Raw genomic sequence first — 16998 nt, 5'->3', positions numbered from 1 at the left:
CGCCCGTCCCGCCCGAGCCGGGGCCCCGCGGTCAGTCGTCGCTCTCGTGGCGCACGAACCAGCAGCCGAGGAGCACCAGCGCTCCCCACACGGCCGCCACCAGGGCGGGCCCGCCCACCGTGGAGCCGTAGGCGACCGCCGGGATCGCGGCGACCATGGCGAACCAGGTCATCAATCCCCACATGCTGAGCGACTCGGGCAGCCGCTCCCGGGCGCGGCGCACGACGACCGCGCCCGCGCACACGCCGTAGACACCCGGGGCCAGCAGGGCGAGCGCGACGCCGACGGAGAGCTCCGGAAGGTCCCCCGGTCTGTGCAGGGTCACCGCCCCGAACACCATGAGCACGACTCCGACGAGCACGGCGAGCGCTCCCCACACCCGTCGCCTCAGGACCCCGCCGGGGCGGTGCGCCCCGGGCCACGATCCGCCGCCGTACGGCTCTTCGCTGGTGCTGGTCATGAGCACGACCCCCCGGCCTCTCGGACACGCCCCTACCGAGAGGACCCGGACCCCGCGTCGGTGATGCAGGCCGGAACCGCCGGCCGCCTCGTTCCGGTCACGCGCCGACGCCCCGGACCGCCCCGTGCCCGATCAGGCTCCGCGCGCAGTCCAGCACCGTCTCCCCGGCGGGCCGCGGCCGCCGGTCCAGGGGCCGCGCGGCCTTCTCGGTGGTGTGGCGGTTGCGGCGGCCGGGCGCGGGGACGATCTCCCGCAGCTGCGCGTCGCCGAACCGGGCCGCGAGACGTACCACGACGTCCGGAACCCGACGGGTGGGCACCCGGGCACCGTCGGCGCCGACTCCCCCGTACCGGGACCGGCTCCCCCTCCGGTCGGCCGCCGCGCCGTCGGTCAGACGAGGTGGGCGAAGACGACCAGGTTCTCGGTGTAGTCCTTGGCCGTGTGGTCGTAGTCCCCGGCACAGGTGATCAGGCGCGCCTGGGCCTGCGCGGTGTCGGCGTAGACGCGCTGGTCGGGGAAGTCGTCCTTCGCGAACTTCTCGGTGTCGTCCACCACGAAGGACGCCTTGCGCCCGTCGGCGCGGGTGACGTAGAACTTGTCGCCCTTCTCGAGGGCGGAAAGGTCGGCGAACACGGCCGCGGACGTCATCGTGTCGACGTGCCCGGCGATGATCGCGGTGCCGGGCTCACCCGGGGAGGCTCCGTGGGCGTACCAGCCGACGAGGTTGGTGTCGTCCGCGTCCGGAGGCTGCAAGTGCCCCGTGGGACCGATGACGAGGTCGGAGAAGGGCGCGTCGACGGAGATCTTGGGGATGAGCAGCCGCTCGGGCCTGGCTCGCGGCAGATGCTTGCCCACCGGAGCCGCGACCGCCGAGGCCGCCGCCCCGCCCTGGAGGGTGCGCGGCGGATACGCGGAATCGGCCGGCGCGTGCCGGCCGCCGGCCAGGATCATCGCCAGCACCAAGAAGGCCGTGCCCCACAGCCACGTGCTCGTCGAACGGTTCCCGGACGAGGAAGGAGCGGCTGCCATCGGATACCACCTCACTACGGCTGGGCAGCTGAGCGGGAACGGCACACGGACCGCGGGCCGGGCCGCCACGGGACGCAACCGGTGGCGACCCGGCTGCCGTCCGCGTCAGACACGGTCAGGCTGCGCCCTCGGCCGCCTTCTTCCGTCGCCACGCGTACATGCCTGCCGCCCCGATGCCCAGGACGGCCAGGCCGCCCGTGGAGACATTCTGCGAGGCCAGTGCGCCCCCACCGGTGTGCATGCCGCCGCTGGGCCGGTCGCGCTCGTCGTTCCCGAAGTCGTTGCCACGACCGCCGCCGCCGTCGTTGTTGCCGCGCCCACCGCCGTCATTGTTGCCACGGCCGCCGCCGTCATTGTTGCCACGGCCGCCGCCGTCGTCGTTGTTGCCGCGCCCGCCCCCGTCGTTGTTGCCACGGCCGCCGCCGCCGTCGTTGTTGCCGCGCCCGCCCCCGTCATTGTTGCCACGGCCGCCGCCGTCGTTGTTGTTGTCGTTCCGGTAGGTCTCCGGGTCCTGCTTCGGGTCCACCTTGGGAACCCAGTCGTCCGCCCTCACGGCGGCCAGCGCGCCGCCACCGGCGTGGATTCCACCGCGCGGCGATTCGTAGCCGCCGCCGTCGTCGCGTTCCCGGCCGGAGGACGAGTCCCGGCCACTGTCCTTGCCCTGCTCTCTGCTGTAGGACGAGTCCTGATCGTTGTTCGAGTCGTCGCCGGTCGCGTGAGCGCCGGGGGTGGCGATCGCGAGAGCGGCCGAGGCCGCTGCCGTGGCGAGCAACATGCGGGCTGATCGCATGTGAGGGTCCTTCCGTCGCAGCCGGGCAGCTGGGCTTTGTCAGCTGAAGTGACCCGGCCTTGACGTGATCTACCGTCAGCCACACCACTGCATCGCACCATCCGGGGCGCTCAGTCGGGTTACCCTGCGCCCCGTCCGGCCGCCTTCCGGTTGCCGACCGGCCCGGCACCGGTTCGGTCGGCCCGCTCCCGGCCGCCGGGCCCGGCCGGACTCAGCCGGCCGCCAGCAGCACCGCCAGTGCCGTCGCCGTGTCGGGGTGACGGTCCACCAGCGCCGCCCCGCGCGGTCCCGCGGCCGCCGTCTCCCAGGCCCCGTCGCAGCCCAGCAGGCCGGCCACCGCGTCGCAGGCCGCGGGGTGGGCGGCGAGCAGCGCCACGCCCCGGCCGGCCTCCGCCCGGCGTGCCGACGCCGGGACACCCGGGTCCGGCGCCTCCCGCCAGGGCGGCACCCACGCGTCCAGCGCCGTCAGCCGGCCCGGGAAGATCCGCCCCGCCTCGCGGATCAGCAGGGGCGCCAGTTCGCCGCCGCCGTCCCGCAGGGTGGTGATCAGGGTCGGCAGCCAGGGCAGCAGCACGGGATCCGGCAGCCGCGCGAACGCGTTCGACACCGCTTCCACGACGAAGTCGGTGAGGCCCGGCACCGGTTCCAGGGCCTGGACGAAGCCGCTGAGGTAGCGCGGGTAGGCGGGCACCACCAGCGGGTTGTCCAGCAGTTCGTCGCACCGCGCCCGCAGGTCCGCGCGGGTGAGGTGGCCGAGCTGGGTCCGGGCCGCCCACAGCAGCGCGGTCTTCGGCGGGTCCTCCGGGTGGGACTGCGCGACCGCCAGTTCCAGCTGGGTGCGGTCACAGCCCAGCGACAGCGCCAGGCTCTCCATGCTGAACAGGAAGCCGAGCATCGCGGCGACCTGGCGGACACCGGCGTCCTCGTCGGTGAACGCCGTCGGCAGCAGGGTGCAGTAGTGCGCGTAGCCCGTCTTGACGAAGCGCTCGATCCACGGCGGCAGCACCGGCTCGCTGGTGCGGTAGAACGCCAGGAGCCGGCGGACCCGGCGCAACACCTCCGGCGCGCCGTCGACGCTGCGCTCGGCCGCCAGGGTCTCCAGGGCACGGGCGCCGAGCTCGTCGGCGAGCCGGCGGCTGCGCAGATACAGGGTCGCGTCCTCCACGGTCTCCAGGACGGTCGCCGTGGTCGCCCGCGGAGCGTACGCCGTGCGCCGCAGGCGCTGTTCCAGGACCTGCTCGATGCTGATGCCCTCGTAGCCGAGCTCGATGAGGGCGCGCTGGTGGGTGCCCAGCGCCAGGTCCCAGGACTCCTGGATCGACCGCTCGCCCAGGCGCCGCTCCCCCATGATCGGGCGTGCGGCGCCCTGCGGCAGCAACCGGCGCAGCATCCAGAGCACATCGGAGCAGCGCTCCAGTTCCGGCCGGGAGGCGATGTCCAGCAGCGCCCGCTGCACACCGCGCTGTTCGAGGCGCAGCGCGAGCGGTTTCAGCCGGTCGTGCACGTCGCGGGCCAGGGGCGGCAGGGCGTCGTAGCCGACCTGGCCGATCCGGTCGCCGCCCATCATGATCTCGACGAGGCGGCGCACGTCGCGCCGGCCCGGCACGCTGTCCTTCTCGATGCAGGTGACGGCCGCGTCCTGGAAGTCGTACGGCGTCGGCTTGGCCCGGTCGCGCATGCCCGCGAGCAGGATCGACGTCTCGAACACCGCGATGGCGTCGGCGGTGGAGGCGAGGTAGCCGTTGCGGCGCGCGGCCCGCACGATCTCCACCGACCAGCCGAGCAGTTCCGCCTCGTCGAGCGGGTCGAGGACGGGCGGCCTCCGCAGGAAGCCGGACAGCCGGTCCGCGGCCGCGCCGCTCTCCCCGCTCGACGCCACCGATCCGGTCGGGTCCTGAGCGGCCTGCGCCGCGGCCGCCACGGCCTTCGTGGCCCGGCCGCTCTTCGCGCCGTTCTGTCCGGCGAGGCGGAACGGCTGCACCTTGGTGCGCCGCAGGTTCTTCGCCCACACGGTGGCGGCGATCGAGACCGAACCGGCGGCGAGACCGAACTGCGCCTCGATCGCCGCATGGCTGGACGGGATCAGCCCGTGCTGCCACTTGGTCGCGGTGCGCGGACCGATCTCGAACGTGTCGGCCCCCCGCACGCCGAACTCGGCCACCCGGCTGGCCGCGTGGAACGCGCCGCAGACGTACAGGCAGTCGGCCGGGTCCGTGCCGGTCGCGGTCAGGTGCTCGCGCATCCTGGTCCACATGTAGCGCTCGCGGTCCTCGTCCACGCGCACCCGGTGCTCGTCGCCGGGGGCCAGGCGCCGGAAGAGGCTGCCGATCAGCAGCATGACCTGCCGGTAGGTGTCGTGGTCGCTGTCGCCGAGCGGCAGTTCGACGTACTGGTGCCACCACTCCGACCAGTGCCGCACCCGGCCGTGGCGCAGCAGGTGCTCCTCCAGCTCGGCGAAGCGGGGCCGCAGGTCACCGATCTCGACGCCGACGGCGTCGCCGTGCAGCGCGGCCTCCTCCTCGGCCGGCGGGGCGTCCGGGTCGGCCGCCGCGGCGGCCTGCGGTGCTCGCTCGTCCCACTGGTACACGTGGTCCGAGGAACGGTCGACGAGGACCAGTTCCACCCCGGGGGTGTCGAGGGCGTAGGCGATGGCCTGGTACTCGGCCGACGCCTCGGTGATCGGCGCGACCACGGACAGCGGCGCCCACTCGGCCGGGAAGCCCTCGGTCTCGGTCGCGAAGGCCTGTACCGCCACCGGGAGCCGGCAGTTGCGCAGTTCGGTCAGCAGCGGCGCCATGTCCTCGCACAGTTCGAGGTACACGACCTTCGGCCGCTTCTCGCGCAGTCTGCGGGCCATCGCGGTCGCCGAGGCGGGCGAGTGGTGGCAGACCGGGAAGATCTCCAGCGGCTCGCGCACCGCGCGGTCGACGTCGTCGACGATGCCGAGGAGGATGCCCTCCAGGGCCCCCGGCCCGTCCGCGAACGCCTGGGCGGCTTCCTGGAGTTGTCCGCGCAGCGCGCCGAACGCGCTCTCGTCGGTGCCGCTCATGACAGGGTGGCGATCGCGTCGCGGCCGCCCTCCAGGAACTCCGTCCAGGAACCGCCCTCCTCCTTGCTGCGCGGCTCCACGACACCGTGCAGGTACTTGTTGAGGATGGCCAGGTCCTCCGGATCGCGCCGGGCCAGCGACCCGACGAGCGAGGAGGCGAGGGTGTGCGCGGTCAGCGCGCGCTCGCCGAAGAAGTTGCCGTGCAGGATCGCGTCCTCCAGCACACCGATCTGCTCGGCGGTGGACAGGGCCGACTCCAGCTTCTCGTCGTCGCTGCCGGCCGCGGCCGCGGAGGCGCGCAGGTCGGCGAAGCTCTGGAGCAGCACGTCCAGCAGGGTCGGCGGGACGTCCAGCTCGATCTGGTGCCTGCGCAGCAGTTCCTCGGTGCGGAAGCGGACGATCTCCGCCTCGCTCTTCTTGTTGGTGACCACCGGGATGCGGACGAAGTTGAAGCGGCGCTTGAGCGCCGAGGACAGGTCGTTGACGCCCCGGTCGCGGCTGTTGGCGGTGGCGATGACCGAGAACCCGGGCTTGGCGAAGACGATGTTGCCGTTGTCGTCGCCGGCCAGTTCCGGTACGGAGATGTACTTCTCGGACAGGATCGAGATCAGCGCGTCCTGGACGTCGCTGGTGGAGCGGGTGAGCTCCTCGAAGCGGCCGATCGCGCCGGCCTCCATCGCGGTCATGATGGGCGAGGGGATCATCGACTCCCTCGACTGGCCCTTGGCGATCACCATGGACACGTTCCACGAGTACTTGATGTGGTCCTCGGTGGTACCGGCCGTGCCCTGCACCACGAGCGTGGAGTTGCGGCTGATCGCGGCGGACAGCAGCTCGGCGAGCCAGCTCTTGCCGGTGCCGGGGTCGCCGATGAGCAGCAGGCCGCGGTCGGAGGCCAGGGTGACGATGGAGCGCTCGACGAAGCTGCGGTCGCCGAACCACTTCTGCGCGACCGGCCGGTCGAGTCCGTCGGCGCGCTCGGAGCCGAGGATGAACAGACGCACCATCTTCGGCGACAGCCGCCAGGCGAAGGGCTTGGGGCCGTCGTCGATCGACTCCAGCCAGTCCAGCTCCTCGGCGTACTTCATCTCGGCGGGGGCGCGCAACAGCTCGGACATATCGGTGCCTTTCTGGGCAGGTCTCAGCAGGAAAAGAAGAAAAGGAGGGGGCAGCCCGGGGCTGGGAGCCCGCGAGGGCGGAACGCTCGATGTACGCAGGCGCCTCAGGCCAGGAACGTCTTGAGCTCCTGGACGAGCTTGCGGATGTGGCCGGAGATGACCGGTGTGCCGAGATCCTTGAAGCGTTCCCGGAACCAGGGGTTGACGCTGGCGCGGCCGGAGCTGGTGACCGAGCCGACGGGAATGAACTTCGCGCCGGAGCGGTGGATGGCGACCATGCTCGCGAACAGCTGCTCGGTGCGCCATTCGTAGAAGTCGGAGATCCACACCACGACGGTGTTGCGGGGCTCGGCGATCTTCGGCTGGGCCAGCGTCATCGCGACCGTTCCGTCGGTGCCGCCGCCCAGGTTGGTGCGCAGCAGGGTCTCGAAGGGGTCGTGCACCCAGGGGGTGAGGTCGAGTGCCTGGGTGTCGTACGCGATGAGGTGGACGTCGACCTTCGGCAGTCCGGCGAAGATCGACGCGAGGATGGTGCAGTTCACCATCGAGTCGACCATCGAGCCCGACTGGTCCACGACCACGATCAGCCGTTGGGGCGTCGTCCTGCGGGCGGTGTGCCGGTAGTAGAGGCGGTCGACGTACAGCCGCTCCTCCTCCGGGCTCCAGTTGGTGAGGTTCTTCCAGATGGTGCGGTCGAGGTCGAGGTTGCGGAACACCCGCTTGGGCGGCACCGAGCGGTCCAGGGCGCCGACCGACGCCTTCTCCACCTGGGTCCGCAGGACCTCGGAGACCTCCTCGACGAAGCGCCGGATCAAATCCTTGGCGTTGGCGAGGGCCACCCCTGACAGGTTGTCCTTGTCCCGCAGCAACTGCTCTATCAGCGACATGCTCGGGGTCAGCTGGGCCGCCAGTCGAGGATCGGCCAGCACCTCGCGCAGCCGCATCCGCCTGACGAGTTCGGCCTCGATGGCGCCGAGTTCCGGCCCGATGGCCGGTATCAGCTTGCCGAGGTCGGGCGTGCCGAAGCCGACTCCGGTACCGGTCGGGGCGACACCGCCCGGCATCGCGGTGCCTCGCCCGGTCCGGCCACCGCGCAGGTCGCCGGGGCGGCAGCCGAGGGCGCGCTCCAGCCAGCCCGCGTCGGACTGCCAGCGCGACAGCTGTCCCGCGGTGACCGTGGCGGAAGGGGAGGCGAACACGTTGAGCAGCACCTTCGACACCAGCGCGGCACGGCGGACCTCGGCGTCCCGGTCCCGCCCGGCGTCCTCGGCTTCGGCCTCCGTCTCGACCTCGGCATCGGTGGCGGCGTCGGCATCGGCATCGGTGGCGGCGTCGGCATCGGCATCAGTGGTGGTCGCCGGTTCGCCCTCGCTCCGGGCTTCCGGCCGAGGGACCATCAGTCCGTCCAGTTCGGCGACCAGTTCGGGGTGGCGCTGCACGATCGAGTCGACGGAGGTCTGCGGGTCCAGCAGCGCGGGCGGCAGGCCGATGTCCTCGACGACGGCGAGGCTCGACGACTCCAGGGCCGGCTGCTCCTCGTGGTCGAACAGCCGGGCGAGCAGCCGCCAGTACAGCACTTGGCGACGGTTGTCGTACGGGTTCGCTTCCGGGTGGTGCCCGTTCGTCCGCTCGGTCATTTGCGCAGCAGCCTTCCGGCGCGCTCGCGCAGCACCACCACGGCGTCGGCGGCGGCCTTCTCCGCCCTGGCGCCCGCCTTGTCGGCCGTGCCGCCGACCCAGCCGCCGGCGTGGATCGCGACGGCCTTCTTCCGTACGGTCGTCTCGACGGCGAGCGGCTGGACCCCGAACGTCCCGGCGTCCCAGCGCAGCAGCCCGATGCACGCGCCGGAGGCCTCGACGGCCTCGGGCGTGAGCGGTCCGGCGACCGGGATGCGGTCGGTGTCGACGACCAGCGGCTGCCCGGCGACGGTGAAGGTCAGCACGTCGCCGCCGGGTCCGCCGTCCTGCGGGGACTGCTCCGGCGCGTCCGTGGGCGCCGTCTGCGGTTCGGCCTTGCGGACGGTGTACCCCTCCAGGAACACGGGGACGGCGATCCGGGCCGGATGCCGGTCCAGCGGCACCGTCGCCGAGGCCGTCGCGGTCGGCAGCGCGACGCGGGCGGTGGCGAAGGCGTCGGCGGGCTCGCCCGGCCGGGCGTGCTCGTCGCTCCAGATCAGGTCGCCCTCGACGGTGAGCGGCATGTCGGTGATGTCCATCGAGCGGCCCTCGCCGACGGCGGCCAGCAGCGACATGTGCGGCCGCAGCAGTTGCCACACACCGGCGCCGACGACCGTGTCCGGCTTGGGGACCGCCACACCGGCCCGCACCAGGCGCGGCGGGGTCCCGTCGGCGGGTTCGAGCACGGCGTGGACCTGGGCCTGCGCGGCGGTGGCGTGTTCGTGCACGTCGACGCCGAGAGGCAGCAGACGTCCGGTGACCGTGGCGACGGCGGGCGTGTCGGTGGCGCCGGGCAGGGTCAGGAGCATCGCCCGTGACCACAGGTCGGCCCAGCGGCGGACCGGGACGTTCTCCAGGGCCGCTCCGGGGCAGGACGCCGCGAGTTCGGCGGCGAAGCCGTCGAGGAGCGTCGCCAGGCGGCGCAGGGACGGCTCGGGGAGCATCGCGGAGACGACCTGTGCGGATCCGGCGACCACGTCGTGGTCGATGCCCTGCCATCCGGTGCGCGCCAGGTCGGCCAGCCAGGAACGGGCGGCGGCGAGCAGGTTCGCTGCCTGCGCTCCGGCGGACGCCGGGGCCGTCTCCCCGCCGTGCGGCCGGCCGGTCAGCTCCTCCACGCGGACCACGAGGGCGTCGTGCACGGAACCCAGCAGTGCGGTGCGGGCCGCCGCGAGGGCGACGAGGTGGTCCTCGGCCGCGGCTCCGGCCGCTGCCTTCTCGGCGGCTTCGGCGACCCTGGCGGCCAGCGGGGAACCCGCGACGGCCTGCGCGAACTCCGTGAGGGCCGCGGCCTGGTCGGGCCGGGGACGCAGCAGCCCGCCGACCAGGGCCCGGTCGAACGCGTCCACGGCGGCCAGTGCCTCGTCGAGCCCGGTGATCTCCTCGACGAGCGGGCCGGCGCCCTCCGCCGGGCCGGGACGGAAGGTGTGCGCGGGCCCTCCCGGCGCGGTCCGCCTGGTCGGCGGGAACCACTGCATCTCCGGCAACGGGCTGCTGGTGTGGGCGAGTTCGAGGTAGGTCAGGTGGCGCAGGAACCGGCTGAAGACCGGGGCCGCGGCCGTGGCGTCCGCCTGCGCGGGACGGGTGCCGATCATGTCGGCGGTGATGCTCTGCGCGCTGGGCTGTGCGGCGGACCCGGCGGACTCGATCCGCAGATAGCGGGCGACGCGCTCGGCGCCGTACTGGAGCACCGCCTCGTTGACCAGGGCCCGTATGTGGTTGCAGAACGAACCGCGCGCGCCGCCGCAGGGCCGGTTGTTGTTGGTGCTGCACGCGAACGCGTAGGTCCGGGCCGCGATCGACGAGACGTAGACCCGCTCGATGTCCGAGCCGCTCGACACCACTCCCTGGAGGCGTCCGTCGGCCAGTTCGACGAACGGGACCTTGGCGAGCTTGCGTGGCATGGCGGGTGGGATCACCCGTGCCGTGCTCGACCTCTCCCAATCTGACAACGCGCCATCTCCTTTGCGCCCAGGGGACTGTCACCCCGGATCGGCGGGACACGGCAGAACATACGGGCCACCACTGACAACGGCCCTCGGCACCGCTCCCTGACCGTCGTCAGTCCTCCGGGTAGAGGGCCTGCGCGATGCGCAGGTGGAGATCGTGCTGCCCCTCCCCGGGCGGGGTGGGGGTGGCCTCGACGACGGCGCGGGCGACGGTGCGGAGTTTCACGTTCGTCTGCTGGCTGTGCCGGCGCAGCACCCGGAAGGCCACGTCCTCGTGCACGCCGTACAGCGCCATGAGGACACCGCGGGCCACGTCCACGTCCTCCTGCGAGGCGCGGGCGCGCGCGATGTCCACGTCCGCCGACTCCTGGGCGTGCCGCTGGACCGGCTCGGTGACGTCCACGACGAATCCCCGCAGTACGACCACGGAGTCGTCGTCGACCCGGCCGTCGCCCACGAGCACGGCGTGCCGCTCCTGCCCGTCACGGGTCAGCAGCCGGTAGTACGTGCTGAACGGCGTCCCCGTGCGCAGTCCGCGGTCCCACACCCGGCGGATGCCCTCCCGGTCGTCGGGGTGCACGTGCCGGTCCAGCATGGCGTCGTCGGCCGGGGTCTCGTCGGAGTCGTAGCCCAGCAGGCGGCACATGTCGTCGGACCACCACCAGGCCTCCTCGGGCACCCGGAAGAGGAACACACCGGTGAGCGCATCGGTGTCGTCCGCCGGACCGACCCGTTCCTCCGTCACCGCGCAATACCTCCCGTGGCGGGTCCCTCCGGGCCCTCTCGCCCGGCCTGGGAGTCTGGCCCCACGAGAAGTCTGGCACCCCCGCTCCCCGCGCGCCGCCGGAACACGGCACGGCGTCGGGCTGCGGAGGGAGCCGACGCCCGGGGCACCGGCCGGAGTGCGCCGTCAGCGGTCCGTACGGGCGTCACTCCATCAGTCCCGCGGCCAGGGTCGCGCCGAGTTCCCAGCACGCCCGCACATCGGCCTTGGCCGGCTCGCCGGTCACGGCGACCGGTTCGGCGGCACGGCGCCAGCCGAGGCCCGTCGTGATCGTCTCGATGCCGCGCACCGCTCCCGTGACGTCGTTGCCGCCGTGCACGTAGAAGCCGAACGGCCGGCCCCGGGTGGCGTCCAGGCAGGGGTAGTAGACCTGGTCGAAGAAGTGCTTCAGCGCGCCGGACATGTACCCGAGGTTCGCCGGGGTGCCCAGCAGGAACCCGTCGGCGGCCAGCACGTCGGAGGCCGTGGCGGACAGCGCCGGCCGCCGTACGACGTCGACGTTCTCGATCTCCGGGTCGCTCGCGCCGGAGACGACGGCCTCGAACATGGCCTGGCAGTGGGGCGAGGGCGTGTGATGCACGATCAGCAAGGTGGGCACACTCCCGAACCCTGCCGTCCGGGCGGCCCGGACCGCAAGCCGGACCGCCCGGGGCGCGCACGCCCCGAGTGCTAACCAGTAGTGGCGGTGGCGGTGGCGGTGGCGGTACCTGCCGGGATGCGTTCCAGGACGCCGCCCGCGAACACGTCGTACAGCGGCAGGGTCTCCAGGTGGACGTAGCCGATGTGGCAGTCGCAGGCGGTGAGGGGGCAGGGGCGCGGGCGCAGGGCCGTACGGTAGGAGCCGTCGTAGAGGTTGCCCAGTTCGGCGCGGACGAAGTGGCAGCGGCGGACGGTGCCGTCGCCGTCGACGGAGATCACGGACTCCCCGGTGCGGCAGGGCAGGCCCGCGCTGGCGTGCGGACGGCGGCTGTAGGGGAAGAGCGGGTCCAGTTCGGTCCACAGGTCTGCCTGCGCGTCGTCGTAGGTGTGGCCCTCCGCGGCGTTGACCCACAGGTACACGTGCGGGGGCAGCTCGGCGCGCAGCCGCCGGGCGGCCTCCAGATGCTCGGGCAGCCCGACGATGCCGACGCTGAAGCGCACGCCGAGCCGGACCAGTTCACGGCACTTGGCCAGAAAGCGGTCGTACGGGGTCTGGCCGGGGTGGTAGGTGCACCACAGGGCGAGGGTGTCGGGGTCGGCGTCCGCCAGCCAGTCGGTGCGGCAGCTGAGGTTGGTCTGGATGGCCACGCGGCGGATGTGCGACTGGTGGGAGAGCTCGGTCAGGGTGCGCCGGTACCAGGACCGGACCAGGCCCTCGCCCCACGGGGTGAACAGCAGCGAGAGGCGGTCGGTGGTGCGCTCCGCGGCCCAGGCGGCGAACCGTTCCAGGGCGGCCCGGTCCGCGCGCAGCTGCTCGCGGCTGTCGCGTCGCTTGGCGAAGGGGCAGTACGGGCAGTCGTAGTCGCAGGAGGCCAGCGGGCCGCGGTAGAGCAGGGTCAGGTCCATCGGGGCGCGCTCACTTCCTCTCGTAGGCGGCCATGGCGGCCCGGACGGCCGGGGAGAACAGCTCGGGGCCGATCGCGTCGGAGTGGGCCAGGCCCTCGGGGGTCAGGCGCAACGTCGCGGACGCGCCCGGTTCGACGGGTTCCAGCCAGCCCAGGGACGCGAAGCGCGCCAGCTCGGGTCCGAAGTCGTCGGCGGGGGCGCGTCCGTCGAATCGGCCCGCGTAGTCGGCGAGCGGCAGTCCTTCCGCCTGGAGCAGGGACTGGAGCAGGTGGCGCCTGCGGGCCTCGTCGGCGTCCATCGGGCGGCCGTACTCGGCGTGGGCGAAGTCGGCGGCGGGCCGCGAGACGTAGTCGTCGATGATGGAGCGGATCTCGTGCATGCCGACGGCGTAGTCGAAGGAGTAGTGCAGGCCCGCGGTGTAGGAGCGGGCGCCGCAACCCAGGCCGATCATGCCGTCGGTCTGGCAGGCGTAGTCGTCCGTGCCCTGGGGCGGGGCGTCCGCGCGCCGGAACATGCGCATCGACTGCTGCTCGTACCCGTGTGCGAGAAGGTGGTCGCGGCCCACCCGGTACAGCCGCAGGCGCTGTGCGTCCCAGGCCGGGTCGGCGTCGCCCGCGCGGCGGCCGAGGCCGGTGAGCGGGCGGATGTAGAGCGGGTAGAGGTACAGCTCCTCCGGCCGCCAGGCCAGGGCCGCGTCCAGGGAGCGCAGCCAGGAGGCGTCCGTCTGGCCGTCGATGCCGTAGATCAGGTCGATGTTGAGCACGGGTATCCGGGCGTCGCGGACGCGGCCGAGTGCCGCCTCGACGTCGGCCCGGCGCTGAGGGCGTACGGCGGCCCGGGCCTCGGTGTCGTCGAAGCTCTGCACACCCAGGCTCAGCCGGGTGGTGCCGCGGGCGGCCAGTACCTCCAGCCGGTCGGCGCTCGCCGTGGCGGGCGAGGCCTCCACCGAGAGCGGTACGGCCCGCAGGTCGGCGCCCATGCGGTGCTCGGCGATGTCGCACAGCCGCTCCAGCTCGGCGGCGGTGAGGAAGGTGGGGGTGCCGCCGCCGAAGGCCGCGGTGGCGAACCGGACGGGCTCCGAGTCGCCGAGCGCGTCCCGCACGGCGGTCGCCTGCCGCTCCAGGGCGTCCAGGTAGGCGCCGGTCAGACCGTCCGGGGCGCCGATGCGGGTGAACAGGTTGCAGAACCCGCAGCGGACCTCGCAGAACGGTATGTGGAGGTAGAGCGAGAGGGTGTCCTTCGGCTCCGTCGCCCAGAGCGTGCGCAGCCGGGGGCGGTCGGCCATTTTCCGGTAGGCCGTCTTGTGCGGGTAGGCGTAGACGTAGCTCTGGTAGGGGCTGACGTGCCGCGCGGGTTCGGTGCGCGGGAGGGGGCCGGTCACGGCGGTCATCGGGTGGCCTCCGTCGGGGCGGACGTCGCAGGGGCGGACGTCGCAGGGGCGGGCGTCCGGTCGGGCGTCGGGGCGGTCTGGTCGAGCGTCCGGTCGAGCCGGAAGTGGGCGTAGGGCACGGTCCAGACGGACGGGTGGCCGATGCGGTGACCGGTGTAGCCGTCCTCGCCGTACGCGGTGCCGTGGTCGGAGCAGACGATCGCGAAGCAGGGGCGTCTGCTGCTCGCGGCGGCGAACAGGCGGCCGATGTGCCGGTCCACGTACTCCAGGGCGGCGGCGTGGGTCTCGCGGGAGTCGCCCGCCTCCTTGGTGGCGCCGGGCAGGTGGAACCAGTTGGGCTGGTGCAGGGCGGCCACGTTGACGAACAGGAACAGTCGCTGTTCGTGGGGCAGTTCGCGGATCAGCCGTTCGGCGCGGGCCACCTGGTGCTCGAAGGACGTGGGTGACGCGACGCCGAACTCCGGTTCCCAGTGGGACTCCTGGAAGAGTCCGGGCAGCACCGAGCCCAGCGGGCCCTGCTTGTTGAAGAAGCCGACTCCCCCGACGCACGCCGTGTGGTACCCGGCCTCGGCCAGGCCGGAGACGAAGTCCGGGGTGTCGTAGACGAAGGTGCGCTCGGCGGTGGTCTCGCTGCCCGCGAAGCTCGCCGCGAACAGCCTTGGGTGCGGGCCGGGTTCGGCGGGCGTCGGCAGGAAACCGGCGAACATCGCCTGGTGGGAGGCGTAGGTGAAGCTTCCCGGAGCGTGTCGGCGCTGCCAGCGGCCGTCGGGGAGATGGCGGGCCAGATTCGGGATGCGGCCGGCCGCGGCCAGTTCGGCGGCGACGTCGTGGCGCAGGGTGTCCAGCGTGACGAGCAGGATGTCGTGGCTGCCGACGATCTCGTTCATGTCGGGGTCGCTCGCGGCCGTGCGCTGCGGCTGGGGCGTCGGTTCAGTCGCTGACATCGGTGGTTCCTGTTCTGTACGGGTCGAGCGGGTCTTGCGGGTCGTGCAGGTCGAGCGGGTCTTGCGGGTCTTGCGGGTCTTGCGGTGCGGCCCGCCTCGGGGGCCGGGCCGGGGCCGTGGTGGCCGTGGGAGCCGAGGTGGCGGTACGGGCAGGACGCGGGACGGCCGGGCGCGCGAGGGACGGGTGGCGCAGGATCGCGGCCACCTGGGTCGCGTAGGTGTCGCGGCCCTCCGCTCCGCTGCCCGGCAGGCCGGTCAGCCGGGGCAGCAGGTCGCCGAAGGCGTTGACCTCGCCGACCGCGAACCGCCGCCAGCCGACCGCCGGCAGGAGGTCGACGCCCACGCACAGGGTGTTCGGGAAGCAGGCCGCGGCCCGTTCGCACACGTCGAGGACCTCCGACCAGCGGGCTCCGGCCGCCTCGACGGCCGCACGGGCCTCGTCGAGGTCGCCGCGGCTGCCGCCGAGGTGCAGATTGGTCAGCGGCGAGGCGCTGGTGCGGACCACGGCGTGGGTGGCCCGGCCGCCCACGACGACGACCCGCAGATCGGCGGCCCGGCCCCGCTGGGAGGCCTTGGGCAGCCAGCGTTCGAGGTGCAGGCCGTCCGGGGCCAGTGCGTCCACGATCGCCGCGATGTCCTGCTCCCGTTCGTAGCGGCGCACCCTGAGGGAGTTGAACAGCCGCCCGTCCGGGGTCAGTTCGACGGAGGTGGTGGCCCTGATCCGCCCGGCGCCGGACGTCTCGACGGCGAGCACTCCGGACGCCGACGAGCCGTGCGCGGGCTTGACGAAGAGCCGGTGCATCCGGTGTGCGCGCATCAGAGCCCGTACGTCGTCCCAGCCGCGTACCGACGCCGGTTCCGTCCCCCGCTCCCCCGCCGCTTCCTCCGCCGCCGAGGTGGGTGAAGCGGGGACCGGGACTCCGCCCGCGGTCAGGACGGCGTGGCAGCGCCGCTTGTCGAACAGGACCGCCAGTTCGTCCGGGTCGTCGAGGCGGCGACCGCCGCGCAGCGTGCGCACCGCGCTCATCAGGCCCGTGTACCAGCGTGCCGAGCCCTCGACCCGGGTCGGGTCCCCGGTACCCCGGAGCAGACGGTCGACGGCCGGGTTCTCGCCGGGCGAGTCGATGCGGACCACCTCGTCGGCGGCGAAGTCGGCCCCGCCCGAACGCAGTACCTCCTCCCAGGACACGACGCGCGGCTCGGGCAGCCCGAACCCGCGCACCGCCGCGCCGAACAGCGCGACCCGGCGGTTCTCCGGGTTGCCGACGACCGCGAGGCGGGGACCGGCGCGGTGCGCCGGGTCCGCCTCATTCGCCGACGGCGACATACCGTGTCCTCGCGCTGCGGCCACGGCTGGGGGCCGGGGTGAGGTCGAGGTCCGTGACGTGCGGCTCCAGCGACTCGCGCAGCCGCTGGACCAGTTCCTCGCTCATGAAGTGGTGGCGGAGGCCGAGCGAGCGCAGGTGGGTGAGCGGCTGCCCGGACAGCAGGGCGGCACCGCCCTCGTCGCCGAGTGCGCCCATGCTGAGGTCGAGGGAGTCGAGTCCGGCGACGACCGGCGCGGCCGACACCGCCGCCGCTATCCCGTCCTGGATGTCGCTGTTCTGAAGGCCCAGGTGACGCAGGTCCGGGCAGCGCCCGAGGGCGGCCAGGAGCGGTTCGACGTCCGCCACCTCGCAGTCGCCGCCGTACCAGGTGGTGCCGAGCCAGAGTTCGAGGTGACGCAGGGCCGGGAACTCGCAGCCGCCCAGGGCGCGTACGGGATCCGGGGCGAGGCCGCCGGACTCGATCCGCAGGGTGCGCAGCGCGTCGTGGCGCAGCGGTTCGATCACCAGGTCCTCGGCGCCGCGCACGCCCAGCTCCTCCAGCTGGGGCCAGGCGCGCAGCACCCGGGTGACGGTGCCCTGCTTGATCCAGGAGATCTCCAGCTCCTCGGACTCCACGTCCGCGAGGAACAGCGCCCGCAGCCGCGGGAACCGGTGGGACTCGGCCGCGAGCAGTTCGAGGACCGGGTCGATGCCGTCCTCGTCCCACTCCGTCCACCAGGGTCCGACGACGACGGCGAGGACGTCCTCGGTGCGGACCTCGTCGAGGAAGCCGCGCCAGATCTTCTCGAACGGCGTGTCCCAGTCGGCGGCCAGCTTCCAGGCGACCGTGTCCGCTTCAGGCAGGGGGGCGGGACGGGCGTCGCCGGCCGGGGCGAAGGTGTGGACGGGCAGATTGCGAAAGCGCGTCAGGTGTGTGGGGTAGTAGACCATGGCTTC

General features: G+C 73.2%; 15 protein-coding genes and 1 pseudogene. All 16 read right to left on the bottom strand.

Translation table 11 applies throughout. From position 1 onward, the window contains the following. Positions 1 to 31: 31 nt before the first annotated feature. Positions 32 to 460: a hypothetical protein gene (locus FNH09_RS18100; RefSeq protein WP_152889102.1), complete on the bottom strand. Its 429-nt coding sequence runs from the start codon at positions 458 to 460 to the stop codon at positions 32 to 34. A 97-nt stretch (positions 461 to 557) separates the two neighbouring features. Beyond that, the gene (locus FNH09_RS18095) at positions 558 to 779 is read right to left on the bottom strand and encodes a hypothetical protein (protein WP_238426754.1); all 222 of its coding nucleotides are present in this window, start codon (positions 777 to 779) and stop codon (positions 558 to 560) included. A gap of 71 nt (positions 780 to 850) precedes the next feature. Next, positions 851 to 1489 (bottom strand): class F sortase, encoded by a 639-nt coding sequence (locus tag FNH09_RS18090; RefSeq protein ID WP_152889100.1) that lies wholly within the window; start codon positions 1487 to 1489, stop codon positions 851 to 853. A gap of 115 nt (positions 1490 to 1604) precedes the next feature. Further along, positions 1605 to 2279: a hypothetical protein gene (locus FNH09_RS18085; protein ID WP_238426753.1), complete on the bottom strand. Its 675-nt coding sequence runs from the start codon at positions 2277 to 2279 to the stop codon at positions 1605 to 1607. 211 nt (positions 2280 to 2490) lie between these two features. Then, positions 2491 to 5328, bottom strand: a complete 2838-nt coding sequence (locus FNH09_RS18080) for a DUF5682 family protein (RefSeq protein WP_152889098.1) — start codon at positions 5326 to 5328, stop codon at positions 2491 to 2493. Beyond that, positions 5325 to 6446 carry an ATP-binding protein gene (locus FNH09_RS18075; RefSeq protein WP_152889095.1) on the bottom strand — a complete coding sequence of 374 codons (1122 nt, stop codon included), beginning with the start codon at positions 6444 to 6446 and terminating at the stop codon, positions 5325 to 5327. The genes FNH09_RS18080 and FNH09_RS18075 overlap by 4 nt, the downstream gene beginning before the upstream one ends. A gap of 104 nt (positions 6447 to 6550) precedes the next feature. Next, positions 6551 to 8083, bottom strand: coding sequence for a vWA domain-containing protein (locus tag FNH09_RS18070; protein ID WP_152889093.1), 1533 nt, complete (start codon positions 8081 to 8083; stop codon positions 6551 to 6553). After that, positions 8080 to 9471 (bottom strand): hypothetical protein, encoded by a 1392-nt coding sequence (locus FNH09_RS18065; protein ID WP_420802758.1) that lies wholly within the window; start codon positions 9469 to 9471, stop codon positions 8080 to 8082. The genes FNH09_RS18070 and FNH09_RS18065 overlap by 4 nt, the downstream gene beginning before the upstream one ends. A gap of 96 nt (positions 9472 to 9567) precedes the next feature. Next, a pseudogene (locus FNH09_RS48610) lies at positions 9568 to 10026 on the bottom strand (hypothetical protein); the annotation flags it as partial. Positions 10027 to 10183: 157 nt separating this feature from the next. After that, positions 10184 to 10816 (bottom strand): ANTAR domain-containing protein, encoded by a 633-nt coding sequence (locus FNH09_RS49835; RefSeq protein ID WP_152889091.1) that lies wholly within the window; start codon positions 10814 to 10816, stop codon positions 10184 to 10186. Positions 10817 to 11000: 184 nt separating this feature from the next. Further along, complete coding sequence (locus FNH09_RS18050) at positions 11001 to 11453, bottom strand: NAD(P)H-dependent oxidoreductase (RefSeq protein ID WP_162468743.1); 453 nt, start codon at positions 11451 to 11453, stop codon at positions 11001 to 11003. Positions 11454 to 11524: 71 nt separating this feature from the next. Beyond that, positions 11525 to 12400 (bottom strand): STM4011 family radical SAM protein, encoded by an 876-nt coding sequence (locus FNH09_RS18045; RefSeq protein WP_152889089.1) that lies wholly within the window; start codon positions 12398 to 12400, stop codon positions 11525 to 11527. 10 nt (positions 12401 to 12410) lie between these two features. Further along, entirely contained in the window at positions 12411 to 13790 is a 1380-nt protein-coding gene (locus tag FNH09_RS18040; protein WP_152889087.1) for an STM4012 family radical SAM protein, read from the bottom strand. After that, positions 13787 to 14677: an STM4013/SEN3800 family hydrolase gene (locus FNH09_RS18035; protein WP_152889121.1), complete on the bottom strand. Its 891-nt coding sequence runs from the start codon at positions 14675 to 14677 to the stop codon at positions 13787 to 13789. The genes FNH09_RS18040 and FNH09_RS18035 overlap by 4 nt, the downstream gene beginning before the upstream one ends. Positions 14678 to 14720: 43 nt before the next feature. Further along, a complete protein-coding gene (locus FNH09_RS18030) occupies positions 14721 to 16061 on the bottom strand; it encodes an STM4014 family protein (protein ID WP_202919691.1) in 1341 nt (446 codons plus the stop codon). Beyond that, entirely contained in the window at positions 16042 to 16992 is a 951-nt protein-coding gene (locus FNH09_RS18025) for an STM4015 family protein (RefSeq protein ID WP_152889085.1), read from the bottom strand. Before FNH09_RS18025 ends, FNH09_RS18030 begins: the two co-directional genes overlap by 20 nt. Positions 16993 to 16998: the final 6 nt, after the last annotated feature.

Source organism: Streptomyces adustus (assembly GCF_009377175.1).
Lineage (GTDB): Bacteria > Actinomycetota > Actinomycetes > Streptomycetales > Streptomycetaceae > Streptomyces > Streptomyces adustus.
The sequence above is the reverse complement of the archived record's forward strand: the minus strand, read 5'-3'. Positions and strand labels throughout refer to the sequence as shown.